Here is a 19462-nt window from a genome sequence, read left to right on the forward strand (position 1 = left end):
CCAACTGGCTGGGGGCGCTTCGGTGCGTGCGAGGGGGTCAGGACTGGTAGCCCGCCGAGCGGTACTCGTACTCCCGGTCGTCGTCACGGTCTCCGTGGTCCCGGCTGAAGTCCCAGCCGCCGGCCGCTTCGCGACCGGGTCGACCACCCACCGCGAAACCGCCGATCTCCTGGCCGCGACGCCAGCCACGGAAGTAGCCGGTCGTGTTCTCCGCGAGGCTTGCCGCGTCACGCACTATGCGCAGGGGGCGCTCCTCGCGCAGCGGGGAACCCGGCACCAGATTGGCCTGCGGCACGCGCTTTGGCAGCCCGGCGTTGGTCTCCGCGCCCACTGCGGGGCGAGCGGCCTGCTCGGCGGCCTGCCACCCGGTGTCGGCAGTGGTCGACCAGTCCAGGTCGGACTCCTCGGCCTGCCCGACGAACCAGGCCGACTTGGCCTGCGCGAAGATCAGCAGGTCGCCGTCGCCCTCGTCGGCGACCGGCGGGGGCCGGTGCTCCATCGGCGGGGGCCGGTGCTCGACCGGAGGCGGCGGCCGGTGCTCGGCGGCACGCTCGGTACGGGAGGCGGCCCGACCGTTACGCGCGGCCTGCTCCCGGTCGACCAGGCGCAGCGGAGGCGTCTCCAGGTGCTGGTCAGCGGGAGGGTTGAGCCCCTCGCGCAGCGCACGGTCGGCAAGCGGCGGCGGCTCCACCAGCCGCAGCATCGGCGGCTCCGGTGGTAGGTCGTCCGCCAACCAGGGCGGGGTGACCCGGCCGTCGGCCCGTCCCGGGTCGGTCGGGGCGTCGACACCGCGGCTGCCGCCGTACGAGTAGGCCACCGGGTTGTTCGGTGAGCTGTCGGACGGGTCCTCCGGGTTGTTGACCAGAGGCCAGTTGGCCCGTGAGCCGGGCGGTGCGGCCTCCTGCCCGGGCCGGGGAGTCGGCACCGGGATGCTGAGATCCGTGGCGCTGAACCCGCCGGTGGGTGCCTCGTCGACCGGGCGTTGCAGGTGGCTCGGCCGGGGCTCACCGTTGGTCTTGGGGCGGGGTGGAATGACCGTACGCTGCCGCTCGGCCCGCGCGTTGTTGATCGCGGCGGTGGTCAAGGTCGGCCGGAACGGCTCACCGGCCTCGGCCGGAGGCACCATGCCCCGCTGCGCCGGCGCGATCGGGGTGATCCCGGGCGGCGGAGGCGGCGGTGCGGAGACGGGCCGGTTGGTCGGGCCGTCGATCCGGCTGGGGAGCGGCTCACTGCGACTGGGCAGCGTGGACGCCGGCGGACCAGCCAATGCCGCCGGGGTCATCATCGGCGCGGGTGCGACCGGCGGTGGCGTGACCGGCGCGGGTGCGACCGGCGGTGGCCCGAGCGGGCGGGGCGACGCCAGCGGCGCGTTACCCGGGACCGGCTCGGGACGGCTGCGCCGCCCGCCGGTGGGTGCCGGGTCGGCGGCCGGCGGGGTGGGGCGGACCGACCGCAACCCGGCGTTGGCGCCGGCGAGGCCGGTCAACCCGGCGTTGGTGCCGGCCAACCCGGCGTTGGTGCCAGTCAGGCCGGTCAGCTCGCCGACGGACTCGCCACGGCGGGCAGCGGCACGGCGGCCGGGTGCCTGGGCCGGCGTGCTTACCCGTGAGCTGAGCGCGCTGACCAGCGCCTCACAGCCGGCGTCACAGGCGCGTACGGAGGCGACCGCCTGACGGACCGTCTCGGCCACCGCGGACGTGAGCGCCCGGTTGACGGCGGCGCGGCGCGGTGTCTCGGAGATGGCGACCCGCAGAGCGGTGACCGCCTCGTTGATCTCCTCGGCGTCGGCGACCCCGTCCGCGGCGAGGTGTGCGGCGATGGCGTCCGCAGCGACCGACACCTCGCGGCCCCGGGCCACGGTGCCACCGAGCATGCCCGGCTCGGGCAGGGCGTCCAGCACCGCCAGGGAGACCGGTTCGGCCGGGTCCGGGTAGGCGCGTAGGGCTGCCGGGTAGAGCTCCCGCAGAACCTCGCGTAGCGCCACGGCGGCCGAGTGTCGACCGCTTGCCAGAGCGGCGTGCGCGGAGAGCACCTGCTTGTAGCCGGCCAGGTCCCGGGGTGCCGGCAGGGTGACGGCGGAGAGTGCCCCCGCCTGCAACGCGCGGGCCAGGCCGACCGCCCGTCGTTCGGCCGGGGGCGACTGCATCTCCTCGAGGGAGTCGTCATCGGCGAAGCGTTCGGCGAAGTCGTCCACCGAGTCGTCGTCGGCGATCGCCAGGGGTCGACCCGCCGCGCTCAGCAGCGAGGTGACCGTGTGGTCGTCGCTGTCGGCGGCGATGGCCGCACCGCTCGGCCCGCCCGACCGCTCCACGAGCAGCGCGACGAGCTGGGCGTAGCCAGCGGCGTCATCGCTGATCTCGCAGACATGCAGCAGACGGCCTGCGTCGTCGACCACAGCGGACGTCAGCGTCGAACCGGCGGAGGCCGGTCGGTCAGCCGGATCCGCCGAGGCCAGACCGCAGTAAACGCGCACGAGCGCCACGGCGTCGTCCTCCTCCCGGGACAGGTCTTTCCTCTGCCAGCAACTGATGCTCCCCGGTACGGGTCAGTCGCGCCAGTCCACCACCGCAGAGATCTTGCCGACAATGGTGCGCCAACCCAAACTCGCGGTCTGCGCGCCGATCTTCTTCAGCCGTCGACGACCCATGAACGCGCCGATCCCACCGTTGGCGGTGGCCCGCAGCGCCTCGTCCAGGTCGTCGAGGCTGGAGCCGGCGGAGAGCATGTCGAGTACCGCAGGCAGCCGCAACGCGTACGAGAGGTCACGCGCAGCCTCGCCCGCCTCGATCAGCAGGGTCGAATCCCACGTGTCGTGCCCACCGCGCAGGTTCTCCACGACGAGGTCGAGCTCGTAGGTGTCCTCGTCGAGCGGCGCGATATCTGCCGGCTCCACCCGTTCGGACAATTCATTCCAGCTGTCCAGTTGGGACAGATCGTTCGGCGCACCGGATCGGATGAAACTGACAAGCGACTCGGGGGTCTTGAACAGCAGCAGCTTGCCCTGGTTGCTGAGGAAGACCGGCACCTCCTCGTCGTCCGCCTCGTCCGCCTCGTCCGTGGCGGCCTCGTCGGTCTCCTCGGTGGTGGCGCCGTCGCGACGGCGGCGGGTCGACTCGTCGTCCTCATCCTCGGCGGCGAACTCCTGGGCCAGTTCCTCGTCGAGGATGACCACGGTCTCGTCGTCCTCGTCCTCCTCCTCGATCGCCTGACGGCGGGCGAGGAAGGGGTCGTCCTGGTCGCGCTCGGTCACGTCGGTCGGGGTCAGCGAGCTGGCCGGCCGGTAGGCCCGGAGCGTGAAGCCGGTGCCGGCGGGCAGCGCGATCTCCACTGGGTCGATGCGCAGCTCGTCCCAGAGGGAACGGTCGACCGACGCCGACGCGCGGTCGGTCTCATCTGGCTCGGCCGCGCCGGTGGTGTCGTCGAGCTCGGGCTCGTCGGCGTCGGGCCGTTGGGGCGACTGGCGGGCCACGCTGACCTCCGTGTGCTTCGGGTTGCCCACCCACCGGGGTCTCCGACCGGCGAGTGACTCTGGGCACATACCCTAGTCGCCAGCCCTGGGTGACCGATGCCCGCACCCCGGTGGCCGGTTGGCGCGCGGGTTCGACCTGCTGGTGGCCACCGCTGGCGGAGCGGCCGTTCGACAAGTAGCGTAGCTACGTATGAAGGCCCAGGCGCTGCACGGCCATCTCGACGCTCTGTTGCTCGCCGTGCTCGAAGAGGGCGCACTGCACGGCTACGCGATCATCGAGGCGTTGCGCGCCCGCAGTGACGGCAACCTCGATCTGCCCACCGGCACCATCTATCCGGCGCTCCGTCGCCTGGAACGCGCCGGCCACGTGGCGAGCACCTGGAGCACGGTCAGCGGTCGGGAACGGCGGACGTACCAGCTCACCGACTCCGGCCGGCGGGCGCTGGCCGGGGAGCGCGCCGGCTGGCGTGAGTTCCAGCTGACCGTCGGCCGGTTCCTCGACCCGGACAGCCCGCCCACCCCGGCCTGACCCAGCCCGCCAGGGCTTGGTCGACTCGCGTTTCAAGAAGTTGGGCCTTCCGGAGCGCGGGAAACCCCCGAGTTCCAGAACCACGAGTGGATCAAGCCGGGCGGTCAACGGGCGGCGGCCAGCACAAGCCGGCCGGTCAACGGGCGGCGGCCAGCACCCAGCCGCGCGCCGCGCGGGTCAGCGAGAAGTAGGCGCCGCCCGCCACCACCACACCGATGAGCATCGGGGGCCAGCTCAGCGCCGCGTCCCACAGGGTGAGCGACCAGGTGAAGAGGGCGCAGCCGGTGAGCATGCCGAGTGCCACCAGGCCGGTCAGGCCGAGGCCCACCACCCGTTGCGCCACGGCCAGACCGGGACGTGGCACGCGGGCGCTCGCCGCGATCACCAGCAGGCCGGTCACCGAGAGCAGCAGCGCACCCATCCAGATCCAGTCGACCGAGGTGGAGAGCAGCAGGTAGCCGGCCGGGGGGCGCGGACCGCCACTCCAGCTCGACCCCCGCCACGTCAGGTCGCCGGCGACCACCCCCACCCCGGCGATCGCCAGCATCCGCAGGGAGAGCCCGCGCAGGGCGCCCACGGCCAGTTCGGCCTGCCAGGACGGCAGCAGTTGCGCCGGTGAGCCGAACTCGACCACCGCCCGGCGCTGCGCCTCGGTGGGCGGCACTCCGCTCTCGCGGTACGCCTCGACGGCGTCAAGCAACCCGTGCCGCGCCTCGGTCAGCAGGTCGGACTTGAGTCGCGCCGGCCCCTGCAACCGAGCGGCCAGCTCCCGCAGGTGCTCGTCGACCATCACGTCCTCACCGCGCGCCATGGCACCACCCTGCCACGGACTCCGCCGGGTCGACGTCCGGGAGAACCCTGGTCCGCCCCGGAGGTGGATCAGGGGGCGAGCGCCAGGTAACCCCGTTCGGCAGCGGCCTGAAGCTGCCACTGGTCCCGGTACCAGCCCGGCGCGGCGACCAGCTCGGCGTGCCGACCGCGTTGGGTCACCCGGCCGCCGTCCAGGACCACGATCTCGTCCAACTCGTCCAGCCCGCTGAGTCGGTGGGTGATCAGCAGCACGGAGTGCCCGGCGGGGGTGGCGGCGAGGGCGGACGCGAGCACCGCGTCCGCAGCGGTCGGGTCCAGACCTTCGGTGGGTTCGTCGAGCACCAGCACCGGCGGCGCGGCCAGCAGGGCCCGGGCGAGCGCGAGCCGCTGCCGCTGGCCTCCGGAGAGCTGCCCGCCCTCCTCGCCGACAAGCGTGTCCCAGCCCGCCGGCTGGGCGTGGACCCAGTCCAGCAGGCCGGCGGCGCCGGTGGCCCGGGTCAGCTCCTCCTCGCCCGCCCCGGCCCGCCCGAGCAGCAGGTTCTCCCGCACGGTGGCGTGGAAGACGTACGCCTCGGCAAGCAGCCCGCCGACCGCGCGCGGCAGCGCCTCCTCGGCGTACAACGAGAGGTCGTGGCCGTCAAGGGTGACCCGGCCGGACGCGGGCCGGACGGTGCCGGTCAGCACGGCGGCCAGGGTGCTCTTGCCGGCGCCGCTCGGGCCGACGACAGCGATCCGGCGTCCGGCCGGCAGGTCCAGGCTGACGCGGTCCAGGGCGGGCGCCGCGCCGTCCCGGTAGCGCACGGTCACGTCGACGAAGCGCAGCTCGTGCGGGCCGGTGAGGTCCACCGGGCCGGTCGCCGGCGGCGGGTTCGACGGGTCGGCGTCGAGCAGGTCGGCCACCCGGGTCAGGCCGGGGCGCAGCTGCGTCCACTGTCGGGCCGCCGCAACCAGCGCCAACGTCACCTCGACGGCGGCGAGCGTGCCGACGGCGAGGACGCCCACAAGCACCCCCGGCACGTCGGCGGCGAGCGCGACCAGCACCACCGCCGCGGCGGTCACGCCGGCGGTCAGCACCCCGGCCGCGTCCACGGCGAACCCGCTGGCGGCCAGCCGACGTTCCAGTCGGGCCAGCCGGTGGGCGCGCTGCTCGGCGGCGCGCAGCGTGACGTCCGTCGCCCCGAACGCGGCCAGGTCGGCGGCGCCGTGGGTGAGGTCGATCGCGTCGGTGGCCAGCGCGCCCCGGAGCGGGGCCACCTCGGCCGCGCTGCGGCGGGTGACCGCGGTGGCAAGTACGGGTAGCGCCACCCCGGCGACCAGCAGCCCGACGGCGAGCGCCCCGGCGGCCGGTGGTGAGATCAGCGCCGCCACGGCGACCGCAAGCACGCCGACCAGGGCCGCCGCCGCGGCGGGCACCAGCACCCGCAGCAACAGGTCCTGAACGGCCTCCACGTCGGAGACCAGGCGGCTCAGCACGTCCCCCGAGCGGTGCGCCGTGCCCCGGCGGGCCGCCAGGGTGGCGAAGACCCGGGCCCGGACGTCGGTGATCATGCGGAGCACCGCGTCGTGCCCGGCGAGCCGTTCGGTGTAGCGGAACACGCCCCGGCTGATCGCCAGCGCCCGGACCGCGACGATGGCCACGGTGAGGCGGTCCAGCGGAGGCTGACCGGCGGCGCTCATCAGCAGCCAGGTGGCGGTGGCCATCAGGGCGAGCCCGGCGAACTCGGTGGCGGCCGCCAGCAACCCGGCGCCGACCAGGCGGCGCAGGTACGGCCGGGCCAGGCGCAGCACGGCCCGTTCGGCGGCGGCCCGTCCGCGTGGTGCGGCGTCGGCCGCGGCCCGACCGAGCGGCGCCGGGTCGGCGACCGGCGTCGCGTCTGCCGGGCCCGGCCCGGGTGCCGCGCTCATCGGGAGGCCTTTCCGGTCGGTTCGGGGGTCAACTCGGTGACCCGACCGTCCTCGATGCGCAGGATCCGGTCGGCGTCGGCGAGCAGTGCCGGCCGGTGCGCGACGAGCAGCGCGGTCCGTCCGGCGACCAGCCGGCGGGTGGCGTCGAGCACCACCGCCTCGGCCGCCGTGTCGAGCCGGGCGGTGGGTTCGTCGAGCAGGACCACCGGGGCGGAGCGCAGGAACGCCCGGGCCAGGGCAACCCGCTGCCGTTGCCCGCTGGACAGGCCGTGGCCGCGCTCACCGAGCAGTGTGGCCAGCCCGTCGGGCAGCCCGGCCACCACGTCGTCCAGGGCGGCGTCGTGCACCGCTGCGGCGAGTGCGTCGGCCGGGGTGTCGGGTGCGCCGAGGCGGATGTTGTCGGCGAGCGAGGCGGCGAAGAGGTGTGCCCGCTGCGGGACCCAGGCGAGCTGCCGACGCCAGGCGTCCGGGTCGGCGGTGGCGAGGTCGACCCCGTCCACGGTGATCCGGCCGTCTGTCGGCGCCACGAAGCCGAGCAGCAGGCCGAGCAGGGTGCTCTTGCCGGCGCCGCTGGGCCCGATGATGGCGATCCGCTCACCGGGCCGGATGGTCAGGGTCACGTCGCGCAGCGCGGTGGTCCGCTCGTACGCCACGGTCACGCCCTCGAACCGGATCTCGGCCCGCGCGTCCGGGACGGAGGCGCCCTCGGCCGCCCGGGGCGCGGTGGGCGCGGCGGAGACGGTCAACGCCTCGTCGAGCGCGGCCAGCCCCTCCATGCTGGCGTGGAAGCGGCTGCCAGCGGCCCGCAGCGGCAGGTACGCCTCCGGGGTCAGCAGCAGCACCAGCAGCGCGGTCTGCAGGGCCAGCCCGCCGCCGAGCAGCCGGATGCCGACCGGCACCGCGACAAGCGCCACCGAGAGGGTGGCGACCAGCTCCAACACCAGCGCGGAGAGAAACGCGATCCGCAGCGTCTTCATGGTGGCGACGCGGTGACCGTCGGCCATCCGGCGTACCACGTCGGTCTGTGCCCGGGCCCGCCCGAACGCGCGCAGTGTGGGCAGCCCGGCAACCATGTCCAGGAAGTGCCCACCGAGCAGCGCGAGGCGTCGCCACTGCCGTTCGGTGGCGGCCTGCGCCTGCCAGCCGAGCAGCGCGCCGAAGACCGGGATCAACGGCAGGGTCAGCGCGATGATCACCGCCGAGCTCCAGTCGGCGAAGACGACCCGGGCCAGCACCGCCACGGGCACCGTCACGCTCAGCACCAACTGCGGCAGGTACCCGGTGAAGTACGCGTCCAGCGCGTCCAACCCGCGCCCGGCCAGGGTGGCGATCTCACCGGCCCGCTGCCCGGCCACCCAGCCGGGCCCGTGCCGACCGACCGCGCCGAGCAGGTCGGCCCGCAGCGTGGCCTTGACCGTGGCGGCGACCCGTGCCGAGACCGTCCCCTGCGCCCAGACCAGGGCCGAGCGGGCGACGACTGCCGCCACGAAACCGGCAAGCGCCTGTCGATCAAGCCGACCGTCGATCGCGGTGGCAAGCAATGACGCGAGCGCGGTGGCCTGCGCCACGATCAACCCGGCGGCCAGCACCCCCAGGAGCGCGAGCACGGCAAGGTCGCCCCGGGCCGCAGGGACCCGGCGCAGCAGACGCGGGTCGAACGGACGGCGTCTCACCAGTACACCGGTGCCCTACCGTCGGTCCGTCCTCGGAACACCCACAAGCACATCGCCTGGAAGCCTAGTAGGGCCGGAAGGAGCGGCAGCGCCACCCATCCCAGCAGCCGCAGTGTCGGCGCGCTGGCGGCTGCGTCGGCCACCAGCAGCGAGGCGTCCGGGTCGGTCGTGGACACCAGCACGTAGGGCCAGAGAGCTGCTCCGACCAGCACCACCGGCAGCGCCAGGGCCGCGCCGGTGGCGACCAGAGCCCACCCCGGCCGCCGCCGCGCCAGCGCCGCGCGGGCCGCCAGTAGCGCCACCACGAGCAGCACCGGCAGGAGTACGGCCACCGCCGGTCGCTGCACGGCGTCGCGTACCCGGGCGGAGAGCAGGCCCACGACGGTGGTCAGGGCGACCGCGGTGAGCGCCACCGGCACCAGCCGGCGGGCCGTGACGCCGACCACGGCGGCGGCCTCGGCGGACAGGCGCAGCGTGAGGAAGGTAGCCCCGTGCACCGCGACCAGGGCGACCATGGTCAGCCCGGCGACTGCCGCGAACGGGGTGGCCAGGTGCGTCACCCCGGCGACGTGCCCGTCGGCCCGCAGCGGCACGCCCTGCAACAGCGCGGCGAGCAGCACCCCCCAGCCCACCGCCGCGAGGGCGCTGCCGACCACCAAGACGCGGTCCCAACGGGCGCGGACCCGCTCGTCGTCGGGTCGGCTCCGCAGCTGCACCCCGACGGTGACCAGGACGACACCGACCAGGGCGCCGGCGACGGCCGGATAGCAGCCGGCGAGCAACTCGCCCTCCAACAGCGGGAACGCACCGAAGAGGATGCCCATGGCGGCCACCAGCCAGACCTCGTTGCCGAGGAAGAACGGGCCGAGGGCGGTGAGCGCCTCGCGCCGCCCGGCCGGCCCGACGCCGCGGGCGAGCAGCAGCCCGACGCCGTAGTCGTAGCCGGCGAGCACCAGGTAGCTGGCGAAGGAGAGGCCGAGCAGGGCGTACCAGGCGAGATCCACGGTCTACTCCTCACACGAGGGCGGGTTCGGGTTGGGCCGGCTCGCTCGGCGGCGCCGGTGGGCGGCCGAGCGCAGGGTCGGTCGCGCCGCGTCTGGCGTACCGGGCGAGCAACACCCAGTTGGTCACGGCGAGGGTGCCCAGCAGCAGGCTGAACCCGATCAGCGAGGTGAGCATCAGCGGTGCGCTGACCGGGGAGACGGCCTGTTCGGTGGGGAGCAGCCCGTACGCCACCCAGGGTTGGCGGCCGACCTCCCGGGAGATCCACCCGAGGATCACCGCGACGAACGGCAGCGGCAGGGCGAACAGGAGCAGCCAGAGAGGAAAGCGCAGGCGGATGATCCAGTCCCGGAAGAGCAGGGGCAGCAGCAACCACAGGCAGCCGAGGGTGAAGCCGATCAGGATCATGAAGCCCAACCCGACGCTGGCCAGCACCGGCGGGGTGTAGTCGCCGGGGCCGAACCGGGTGGTCCACTCGGCGATCAGCGCCCGGCTCTCCGGGCTGTCGCCGCCGAACTTGGTCGGCTGCACCGAGCCAACCGGGCCGAACTGGGCGAAGCCGAAGCCCTGCACCATCGTGATGGCCAGTGCCGCGGTGACCAGCCCGATCCGTAGCGAGGTGCGAAAGAGCGCGAAGTCAGGGGTACGCCGGATCAGGTGCCCGGCGCTGACCGCCGCCATCAGCACCCCGCCGACAAGCAACGCGGCAGAGGCCACATGCCCGAACGCCATGCCGAGGCTGGGGTTGGTGAGCAGCGCGCCGAAGTCGGTGAGGTGGGCGATCCCATCGCGGACCTCGTACCCGACCGGGTTCTGGAGCCAGGAGTTGGCCACCATGATCCAAAACGCCGAGGCGTACGCGGTGATCGCCACACCCCAGAGCAACGCGAGGTGGACACCCCTGCGGAGTCGATGCCAGCCGAAGATCCACATCCCGAGGAACGTGGACTCCAGGAAGAACGCCACGAGCGTCTCGATGGCCAGTGGTGCCCCGAAGACGTTGCCGACGTAGCGCGACAGGCCACTCCAGTTCAACCCGAACTGGAACTCCATCACGATCCCGGTGGCGATGCCGAGCACGTAGTTGATCACGTAGAGCTGACCCCAGTAGCGCGTCAGCCGCTCCCACTTCGGGTGGCCGGTGAGCGCCCAGGCGGTCTGCATGCCGACCAGCAGGGTGACCAGCCCGAGCGTGACGACCACGAACAGAAAGTGGATCGAGGTCGTGGTGGCGAACTGCAGGCGGGCGAGGAGCAGGGTGTCCATGACAGCCCTCCAAGGCGTTGGCTCCCTTGTCGTAGCCACCCTACACGTAGTTTGCCTACACGTAAGACCTACTACGCCCCGTCGTAGAAAATACTACTACGGAATGTAGTAAAAAAGCGGCCGTGCTCAACCCCCGGGTTCTGCCCCGCCCCGCCCCGACCCGCCCCGACCCGCCCCGGCCTGCCCCGCTCGCGCTCGCCTCGCTCTGCCCGCCGCACCCCGCCCCGCCCCGCCCCGCCCCGTCGATCATGGAGTTGTGGTGGGCGACAAAACCCCCTTAAGAACCCACACCAGGCACCACAACTCCATGATCGACCCGTCCGGGCCGCGATCTTGCACTTAGTGTCCCGGCATAGGGGGCATTCGCCGCATTACGACGACCGAAACTGCAAGATCGGCGCGTGCGGGGCGTTGCTGGAGTGCGAACCTGGGCGTCGGCGGGGGCCGTGCCCCTCGGCGCGAGCGGGGTGTTGCTGGCGTGACGAACCCCGGCGTCGGCGGGGCGCCCTGCCACTTGGCACGGCAGGGCGGGCGCGGTGGCGACGGTGGCCGGCGGGCAGTTTGCAACGTCGGCCGCCGACCGGGACTGAGCCGCGAGCCAGCGCACCGCGGCGTCTTGCTGCTTCAGGTGCCCAGCGAGGGCGTCAGCTCAGGAAGAGGGTGACCGGGAGGGCGACGAGCGTGCTGGCGACCGCGAGGGCGGTGGCACCGAGCACCCGGGGCGGCCGGTCGCTGGCCAGTAGGCGTTGCACCCGTACGTCGAGATCCCGGTCGCCCATGCCGAGCGCGCCGGCCGGGGTGATCCGGTGCCCGGCGGCGGCGAACCGGCGCAGCGCACCCGCAAGTGGGGCGTCGGCGTGCAGCTCGCGTGCCTTGTCGTCGGCGCGCATCTCGACAAGCAGGGCGACCCGCTCGTACGCGTCGCGCACCCAGCCGAACCAGGGCAGCGCCCGGCACAGCGCGGTGAACGGCAGCAGGACCAGGTCGTGCCGCTCGTGCGCGTGCGCGCGCTCGTGGCTGAGTACCGCGGCCAACTCTGCGCGGTCCAGCAGGCTGAGGGTGCCGGCGCTGACCACCACCTGCGGTTTCACGCCCGGGAGGCAGTACGCGGCCGCACTCGGGTGATCCAACACCAGCGCACCCGGGGCGGCCGGGTCGTTGCGGGCGACGAGCGAGAGCAGGTCCCGGTGGCGGCGCTGGGCGCGTACGGTGCCGTGGATGCTGCGCACGGTCGTCGTGACCAGCACCGCCCCGATGCCGAAGCCCACACCGACGCCGGCCAGGTGGAACGTGCCCACCCCGATCGGCAGCGCGCCGTGGGCGAGGTCGTTGGCCAGGGCGAGCAGTGCACCACCGGTCGGCCGGTCGTACGCGCTCAAACCGAGCGCCATCGGCAGGCCCATCGCCGAGAGGCCCAGTGCCAGCCCGACGGCCTGCCAGCAGACGATCGCCACCCGCGGGCTGCGCCACGTCCAGGTGGAACGGGCCAACACCTGGGCGGTCAGATAGCAGGCCAGAATCGTGGCGGCGAAGTGCACGGCGTAGGCCATGGCGTACGCCCTACCGCTCCGCTGCCTCGCCGGCGGGTCGTCGGCCCGCCGGCCCGTCCACCCGATCGGTCAGGGCGTCGGCCCCGGCCGCGTCGCCGCCGGTGGCGCCCGGCCCGGTCAGGCCGGCCTCGCTGCCCAGGGCCGCCCGCAGCACCTCGGCCTCGGTGCCGGTCACCGAGCGGGCGAACCGCACAAGTGCGGCGTCCCGGCTGCCACCCAGGTCGAGGGCGTCGAGCATGAGTTGGGCGATGTGCGCCTCGCGGCTGGCGGCCGGACGATACCGCCAGGCCCGACCCTCCCGCTCCCGCTGCACCATGCCCTTGCCGGCGAGTCGGTCCAGCACGGTCATCACCGTGGTGTAGGCCAACTCGCGGCCATCGAGCGCGTCGGCCACCTCGCGCACGGTCACCCCGTCCGACGTGCCGGGAACCACGTCCCACAGCACGTCCATCACCGCACGCTCAAGATCACCCAACCGAGTCACGACTCAATCCTACCCCCCGTAGTAGACCCCCACCCCGCCCGTCCTCCGCACCCGGCCGGCCCAAGATCCGCACAGAAGCAAGGATGGAGTGGCCTCCCCGAGCGGGGAGGCCACTCCATCAAGGAAACAGCGCGATCTTGGAGGCGGGAGCAGGCAGCACCCGTCGACCCAAGGGCGGGAAGCGAATCACACCCCCTTGGGGTGCCACACCGTCTTCGTCTCCAGCAGGGTCGTGATCCGGGCCACCCCGGGGTCGGCGGTCCAGTCGTGGTCGGCCGGGGCCGGTCGGAGCACCCGCTTGAGGTTCTCCGCCGCCTTGACCTCCAGGTCGCCGGCGAGCGCGGCGTCGGCCACCCCGGTCAGGTCGATCGCGTTGACGTCCATGTGCGCCGCCAACGTCGGCGCGGTCTCGGTGATCGCGCCGGTGAGGATGTTGACCACACCGCCGGGCAGGTCGGAGGTGGCAAGCACCTCGGCAAGCGTCACCGCCGCCAGCGGCTCGGCGGGGGAGGCCGCCACCACCACCGTGTTGCCGGTGACGATCGCCGGGGCGATGACACTGACCAGGCCGAGCAGCGCCGGGCGCTCCGGGGCGACGACCGCGACCACGCCTGTCGGCTCGGGCGCGGAGATGTTGAAGTACGGGCCGGCGACCGGGTTGGCGCCGCCGTACACCTGGGCGAGCTTGTCGGCCCAACCGGCGTACCAGACCCAGCGGTCGACCGCGGCGTCCACCTCGTCGCCGGGGATGCCCAGGGCGACGAACTGCTCGCGGCGGCCCTCGAGCATCTCGGCGGCGCGGTAGAGGATCTGACCCCGGTTGTACGCGGTCGCGCCGGCCCAGCCCTTCACGGCGGCGCGGGCGGCGACCACCGCGTCCCGGGCGTCCTTGCGGGAGGCCAGTGACACATTCGAGGACTGCACGAGATACGACCGTCCCGACTCGCTGCGCGGGAACTTCCCGCCGATGAAGAGCTTGTACGTCTTGCGTACCGCGACCCGCTCAGACATTGAGGTAACCCTCCAGCCCGTGCCGGCCGCCCTCGCGACCGTAGCCCGACTCCTTGTATCCGCCGAACGGCGAGGTGGGGTCGAACTTGTTGAACGTGTTGGCCCAGACCACACCGGCGCGCAGCCGGTCGGCCATCCACAGGATCCGGGACCCCTTGTCGGTCCAGATGCCCGCCGACAGCCCGTACGGCGTGTTGTTGGCCTTCTCCACGGCCTCGGCCGGGGTGCGGAAGGTGAGCACCGACAGCACCGGCCCGAAGATCTCCTCGCGGGCGATGCGGTGTGCCTGGGTGACGCCGGTGAAGATGGTCGGCGCGAACCAGAAGCCGCGGTCGGGCAGTTCGCACGGCGGCGACCAGCGCTCGGCGCCCTCGGCGGAGCCGGCGTCGGACAGCTCGCGGATCCGCTCCAACTGGGCTGCGGAGTTGATCGCCCCGACGTCGGTGTTCTTGTCCAGCGGGTCACCGACGCGGAGCTGGGCCATCCGCCGCTTCAGCGACTCCAGCACCCGGTCGGCCACGTTCTCCTGGACCAGCAGGCGGGAGCCGGCGCAGCAGACGTGCCCCTGGTTGAAGAAGATGCCGTTGACGATGCCCTCGACGGCCTGGTCGACGGGCGCGTCGTCGAAGACGATGTTCGCGGCCTTGCCGCCCAGCTCCAGGGTGAGCTTCTTGCGGGTGCCGGCGACGGACCGGGCGATGGCCCGGCCGACCTCGGTGGACCCGGTGAAGGCGACCTTGTCCACGCCGGAGTGCTCGACCAGGGCGCGGCCGGTGTCACCGGCCCCGGTGAGGATGTTGACCACACCGGCCGGCAGGTCGGCCTGCTGGCAGATCTCGGCGAAGAGCAGCGCGGTCAGCGGTGTGGTCTCGGCGGGCTTCAGCACCACCGTGTTGCCCGCGGCGAGCGCCGGGGCGATCTTCCAGGCCAGCATGAGCAGCGGGAAGTTCCACGGGATGACCTGCGCGGCCACACCGATCGGCTGCGGGTTCGGGCCGAAACCGGCGTGACCGAGCTTGTCGGCCCAGCCCGCGTAGTAGAAGAAGTGCGCGGCGACAAGCGGCAGGTCGACGTCGCGGGACTCCCGGATCGGCTTGCCGTTGTCCAGGGACTCCAGAACGGCCAGCTCGCGGGAGCGCTCCTGGACGAGGCGGGCGATCCGGTACAGGTACTTCGCCCGGTCGCGGCCGGGCATCGGACCCCAGACCTTGTCGTACGCCTTGCGGGCGGCACGCACCGCGCGCTCCACGTCCTGAGCGCCGGCCTCGGCGACCTCGGCCAGCACCTCCTCGGAGGCGGGGTTGATCGACTTGAAGCTGCCACCGTCGGTCGGGTCGACGAACTCACCGTCGATGAACAGCCCGTACGAGGGTTTGAGGTCCACCACCGAGCGGGACTCGGGGGCGGGGGCGTATTCGAACATCGGCTATCAGTCCAGGGTGAAGTAGTCGGGACCGGAGTAGGTGCCGGTCGTCAGCTTGGTGCGCTGCATCAGCAGGTCGTTGAGCAGGCTGGACGCGCCGAAGCGGAACCAGTCCGGGTCGAGCCAGTCCGGGCCGACGGTCTCGTTGACCATGACCAGGTACTTGATCGCGTCCTTGGTGGTCTTGATGCCACCGGCGGGCTTCACGCCCACCTGCCGCCCGGTCGCCTCGCGGAAGTCGCGGACCGCTTCGAGCATCACCAGGGTCACCGGCATCGTCGCCGCGACCGGGACCTTGCCGGTGGAGGTCTTGATGAAGTCGCCGCCGGCCAGCATGGCCAGCCAGGAGGCCCGCCGTACGTTGTCGTAGGTGGCCAACTCGCCGGTCTCCAGGATGACCTTGAGGTGGGCGTCCCCGCAGGCTTCCTTGGTGGCCACGATCTCGTCGTAGACCTCCTTGTACCGCCCGGCCAGGAAGGCGCCCCGGTTGATCACCATGTCGATCTCGTCGGCACCGGCCGCGACGGCGGCGCGGGTGTCGGCCAGCTTGATCTCCAACGGCGCCTGGCCCGACGGGAACGCGGTCGCCACGCTGGCCAGGTGCACAATGCCAAGTCCGGCCGGCGCGGCGCCGCCCGCATGTCCAGGCCCGCCGGATGGCCGCCCGGACCCGGCAGCGGACCCGCGCAGCACCTCGGCCACGTACGGGACCATAGCCGGGTAGACGCAGACCGCGCCGACGTGCGGGCAGGACGGGTCGGCCGGGTCCGGGCGCAGCGCCTTCGCGGCGAGCGCGCGCACCTTGCCCGGGGTGTCGGCCCCCTCCAGCGTGGTCAGGTCGACCATCCGGATCGCCAGGTCGATCGCCTGGGCCTTGGCGGTGGTCTTGATGGAGCGGGTGCCGAGTTGTGCCGCCCGCTGCTCCGCGCCGACCTGGTCCACGCCGGGCAGGCCGTGCAGGAAGGTCCGCAGAGCGGTCTCGGATCGTCCCAGCTCGGAGAGGTCCGACCGGGCCGACGTCGTTGTCGCCGTCATGCCGAGAAGTCTACGCACCGGACCGCCGAGTGATCTTGCTCACGAGGGCGTGGTGACGCGTCGACGTGAGCGGCGTCCCTGGTCCGACCGCACCGGCACCGCCGCGCGTCACAGACAGGTAGGTTGAGCGATCGTGGACGTACACGTCATTGACCACCCGCTGGCCCAGTCCAGGTTGACCGCCATGCGGGACGCGCGCACCGATTCCTCGACGTTCCGGGCGGCGCTGCACGAACTGACCACCATGCTGGTGTACGAGGCGGCGCGCTCCTTCCCCGTCGAGCGGTACCCGGTGCAGACGCCGGTCACCGGCACCGAGGGCACCCGGCTGGCGAACCCGCCGCTGCTGGTCCCGGTGCTGCGCGCCGGGTTGGGGATGGCGGACGCCGCGCTGGGCCTGCTGCCCGAGTCCTCGATGGGTTTCGTGGGTCTGGCCCGCGACGAGGCGACCTACGAGCCCCGCGCGTACATGGAGTCGCTGCCGCGCGACCTGGCCGGGCTGCCGGTGCTGGTGCTCGACCCGATGTTGGCCACCGGCGGTTCCCTTGAGCACTGCTGCCAGCTGCTGGCCGAGCGCGGTTGCACCGACATCACCGTGCTCTGCGTGCTCGCCGCCCCGGTCGGCATCGAGCGGCTGGAGCGCTCCGGCCTGCCGCTGCGACTGGTCACGGCCTCGATCGACGAGGGGCTCAACGACCGCATGTTCATCGTCCCCGGGCTGGGTGACGCCGGCGACCGCCAGTTCGGTGGAATGCCCCGCTTCTGAGACCTCTGGCGGGTCCGCGCGCGCTGGTGCTCGGACCCGCTACCGTCTTCGGCCATGACTGGTGTTGCGCTCGCCGAGGAGTTGCTGCTTCTCGCCTACGACGACACGACCGGCAAGGCGACCATGCCGCGGATCAGCCTGGACCTGGGCATGGCCGCGGCGGTGCTGGTCGAGCTGGCCCTGGCTGGCCGGGTCGCGTACGCCGACGGGTCCCTGACGGTGATCGACCCGACGCCGACCGGCGAGCCGTTCAGCGACGACGTCCTCAGCCGGATCGCCGCCGACACCCCGCACACCCCGGCGTCCTGGGTGCAGCGTCTGCGGCACGGTCTGCGCGATCGGATCCTTGCCGACCTGTGCCGACAGGGCGTCGTGCGGGACGTCGACGAGACCGAGCTGGGCTTCATCCACGTGCACCGTTACCCGGTCGTGGACTCCTCCGTCGAGGCGGAGACCCGGCAGCGGCTGGCCGAGGCGCTGACCGGCGCGGCGGCCCCGGACGAGCGGACCGCCGCGCTGGCCACCCTGGTCGTGGTGCTCCGGATGGAGTCCGCGCTCGGGGTGAGCGGTGCGGCCGCCGCCGACGCCCGTCGCCGGTTGACCGAGATCGCCACCGGCGCCGGGTTCTCCGGCGAGGTGAGCACCGACGACTCGGTGGTCCGCCCGTCGGTCGGCCTGGTCGTCGCCGCCCTGGCCAAGGCCGTCGACCAGGCTCTCGGCAAGCGCGCCTGACCGGCGGGCCACCACGGCCCGGATGTGCCGGGTGGGTGGGTCCTCCGGGGCTCAGATACCGAGGGCGGCTCCGACCTCCGCCCGCAGCCCGGCAACTGCCTGCGCCGCCCGGCTGCGGGCCGCCGGGACGTCGCCGTCCGTGACCGGCTCCACCACCTCGAGGTACGCCTTGAGCTTCGGCTCCGTGCCGGAGGGGCGGATCACCACCCTGGCCACCCCGGTACGCAGGATCACCACGTCCGACTCGGGTAGCAGGTCCCGGACGCTGTCCACCGGGTGTCCGAGCAGGGTGGCAGGGGTGTCCGCCCGGATCCGGGCCATCGCGTCGGCGATGATCCGCAGGTCGTCCACGCGGACGGAGAGCTGGTCGGTGTGGTGCACGCCGAACTCGGCGGCCAACTCGTCCAGCCGGTCGGTGAGCGTCCGGCCCTGCGCCTTCAGGCCGGCGGCCAGCTCAGCCACGGTCAGCGCGGCGGTGATGCCGTCCTTGTCCCGCACGTGCTCCGGGGCGACGCAGTAGCCGAGCGCCTCCTCGTAGCCGAAGACCAGCGGCGCGCTGCCGCCACCGGCCCGCACGATCCACTTGAAGCCGGTGAGCGTCTCGTCGTAGGGCAGGCCCCGGGCCGCACACATCGCCCGCAGCAGGGACGACGACACGATCGTGGTGGCGTAGAGCCCGGTCACCCCCCGACGCATCAGGTGGTCGGCGAGGAGGACGCCCACCTCGTCGCCGCGCAGCATCCGCCAGCCGTGCCGTTCTTCGCTCCCGACTGCGGGGCTCGCAAGCTCACTCCTCGCGCTCGCTGGCGCGCCCGCACGGACGACCACCGCGCAACGGTCGGCGTCCGGGTCGTTGGCGATGGCGAGATCCGCGCCGGTGGAGTCGGCCAGGCCGATCAGCCGGTCCACCGCGCCCGGCTCCTCCGGGTTGGGGAACGACACGGTGGGGAACGCCGGGTCCGGTTCGGCCTGGTCGGGCACCACGCCAGGGGTCGGGAAACCCGCGCGGGCGAAGGCGGCGGTGAGCACCGCCGCGCCCACGCCGTGCAGCGGGGTGTACGCCACCGTCAGGTCCCGTGGCCCGTCCGGGTCGATGACCGCGGTGGCCCGTTCGACGTACGAGGCGACCAGGTCGTCGCCGAGAACCTGACCGGGCTCACCCAACGGCACCTGGGTCAGCGGTCCTACTGATCGGATTGCGGCCTCGATGCCGGCGTCGGCGGGGGGCACGATCTGCGCGCCGACGCCCAACTCGCCGCCCAACTCCGCGCCGAGGTAGACCTTGTAGCCGTTGTCCTGCGGCGGGTTGTGGCTGGCCGTGACCATCACCCCGGCCACGCCGCCGAGGTGCCGCACGGCGTACGCCAGCACCGGGGTGGGCAGCGGGCGCGGCAGCAGCACCGCAGGTCGGCCAGCGCCGGTCGCCACCTGGGCGGTGCGCTCGGCGAACTGCCGGGAGCCGTGCCTGGCGTCGTACCCGATCACCAGCGGACCGCTGCCACCCTGGGCCGCGAGCCAGGTGACCAGGCCGGCAGCGGCCTGTGTGACCACGGCGAGGTTCATGCCGTTCGGGCCGGCGCGCAGCGGGCCGCGTAGGCCCGCCGTGCCGAAGGTCAACGGGCCGGCGAACCGGTCAGCCAGCTCCGGGGCGCTCGCGGGCAGCGCGTCGAGCACCGCCGTCAGCTCGTCCCGACTGGCCGGGTCCGGGTCGTCGGCCAACCAGCGCCGGGCTTGCTCGCGAATGTCGTCGATGTCAGTGGTGTCCGCCGCCATGCCCCTTGATAGCACGGCGGCGGATCACCCCTGC

Annotated in this window: 15 protein-coding genes and 2 pseudogenes; 3 read left to right on the forward strand and 14 right to left on the reverse strand. The window is 73.2% G+C overall.

Going from position 1 to position 19462, the window contains the following annotated elements; all coding sequences use genetic code 11:
* Positions 1–37 precede the first annotated feature (37 nt).
* From ACWER9_RS17795 to ACWER9_RS17805, 3 genes and pseudogenes are all read right to left on the reverse strand, one after another.
* Positions 38–508, reverse strand: a pseudogene (locus ACWER9_RS17795) (transposase); the annotation flags it as partial.
* An 83-nt stretch (positions 509–591) separates the two neighbouring features.
* Positions 592–2506, reverse strand: a pseudogene (locus tag ACWER9_RS17800) (transposase); the annotation flags it as partial.
* A 39-nt stretch (positions 2507–2545) separates the two neighbouring features.
* Positions 2546–3499: a DNA primase gene (locus tag ACWER9_RS17805; RefSeq protein WP_452302861.1), complete on the reverse strand. Its 954-nt coding sequence runs from the start codon at positions 3497–3499 to the stop codon at positions 2546–2548.
* Positions 3500–3659: 160 nt separating this feature from the next.
* Between ACWER9_RS17805 and ACWER9_RS17810 the strand changes: the two genes are divergently transcribed.
* Positions 3660–3998 (forward strand): PadR family transcriptional regulator, encoded by a 339-nt coding sequence (locus tag ACWER9_RS17810; protein ID WP_452302862.1) that lies wholly within the window; start codon positions 3660–3662, stop codon positions 3996–3998.
* Positions 3999–4134: 136 nt separating this feature from the next.
* Here ACWER9_RS17810 and ACWER9_RS17815 read toward each other — a convergent pair whose 3' ends face one another.
* The 10 genes from ACWER9_RS17815 to deoC form a co-directional block, all read right to left on the reverse strand.
* Positions 4135–4809 (reverse strand): permease prefix domain 1-containing protein, encoded by a 675-nt coding sequence (locus ACWER9_RS17815; RefSeq protein WP_452302863.1) that lies wholly within the window; start codon positions 4807–4809, stop codon positions 4135–4137.
* A 68-nt stretch (positions 4810–4877) separates the two neighbouring features.
* On the reverse strand, positions 4878–6713 hold the full coding sequence (cydC, locus tag ACWER9_RS17820; protein ID WP_452302864.1) for a thiol reductant ABC exporter subunit CydC: 1836 nt from the start codon (positions 6711–6713) through the stop codon (positions 4878–4880).
* Entirely contained in the window at positions 6710–8386 is a 1677-nt protein-coding gene (gene cydD, locus ACWER9_RS17825; RefSeq protein WP_452302865.1) for a thiol reductant ABC exporter subunit CydD, read from the reverse strand. Before cydD ends, cydC begins: the two co-directional genes overlap by 4 nt.
* Positions 8383–9390 carry a cytochrome d ubiquinol oxidase subunit II gene (locus tag ACWER9_RS17830; protein WP_452302866.1) on the reverse strand — a complete coding sequence of 336 codons (1008 nt, stop codon included), beginning with the start codon at positions 9388–9390 and terminating at the stop codon, positions 8383–8385. Before ACWER9_RS17830 ends, cydD begins: the two co-directional genes overlap by 4 nt.
* 10 nt (positions 9391–9400) lie before the next feature.
* A complete protein-coding gene (locus ACWER9_RS17835) occupies positions 9401–10654 on the reverse strand; it encodes a cytochrome ubiquinol oxidase subunit I (protein ID WP_452302867.1) in 1254 nt (417 codons plus the stop codon).
* Between the two features lie 644 nt (positions 10655–11298).
* Positions 11299–12204: a M56 family metallopeptidase gene (locus tag ACWER9_RS17840; protein WP_452302868.1), complete on the reverse strand. Its 906-nt coding sequence runs from the start codon at positions 12202–12204 to the stop codon at positions 11299–11301.
* Between the two features lie 10 nt (positions 12205–12214).
* Positions 12215–12688 carry a BlaI/MecI/CopY family transcriptional regulator gene (locus ACWER9_RS17845; protein ID WP_452302869.1) on the reverse strand — a complete coding sequence of 158 codons (474 nt, stop codon included), beginning with the start codon at positions 12686–12688 and terminating at the stop codon, positions 12215–12217.
* Positions 12689–12874: 186 nt separating this feature from the next.
* Positions 12875–13699 carry an aldehyde dehydrogenase family protein gene (locus tag ACWER9_RS17850; protein ID WP_452302870.1) on the reverse strand — a complete coding sequence of 275 codons (825 nt, stop codon included), beginning with the start codon at positions 13697–13699 and terminating at the stop codon, positions 12875–12877.
* On the reverse strand, positions 13692–15122 hold the full coding sequence (locus ACWER9_RS17855; protein WP_452302871.1) for an aldehyde dehydrogenase family protein: 1431 nt from the start codon (positions 15120–15122) through the stop codon (positions 13692–13694). Before ACWER9_RS17855 ends, ACWER9_RS17850 begins: the two co-directional genes overlap by 8 nt.
* A 6-nt stretch (positions 15123–15128) precedes the next feature.
* The gene (deoC, locus tag ACWER9_RS17860) at positions 15129–16157 is read right to left on the reverse strand and encodes a deoxyribose-phosphate aldolase (protein WP_452302872.1); all 1029 of its coding nucleotides are present in this window, start codon (positions 16155–16157) and stop codon (positions 15129–15131) included.
* Between the two features lie 133 nt (positions 16158–16290).
* Here deoC and upp point away from each other — a divergent pair, with 133 nt between their 5' ends.
* Together upp and ACWER9_RS17870 are read left to right on the forward strand one after the other, a co-directional pair.
* Entirely contained in the window at positions 16291–16923 is a 633-nt protein-coding gene (gene upp / locus ACWER9_RS17865) for a uracil phosphoribosyltransferase (protein WP_357352631.1), read from the forward strand.
* A gap of 54 nt (positions 16924–16977) precedes the next feature.
* Complete coding sequence (locus ACWER9_RS17870; RefSeq protein ID WP_452302873.1) at positions 16978–17655, forward strand: GOLPH3/VPS74 family protein; 678 nt, start codon at positions 16978–16980, stop codon at positions 17653–17655.
* A 51-nt stretch (positions 17656–17706) separates the two neighbouring features.
* On the opposite strand, the gene ACWER9_RS17875 is transcribed toward ACWER9_RS17870, so the two are convergent.
* Positions 17707–19428: a phospho-sugar mutase gene (locus tag ACWER9_RS17875; protein WP_452302874.1), complete on the reverse strand. Its 1722-nt coding sequence runs from the start codon at positions 19426–19428 to the stop codon at positions 17707–17709.
* Positions 19429–19462: the final 34 nt, after the last annotated feature.

The sequence above is a fragment of the Micromonospora sp. NPDC003944 genome (assembly GCF_053605225.1).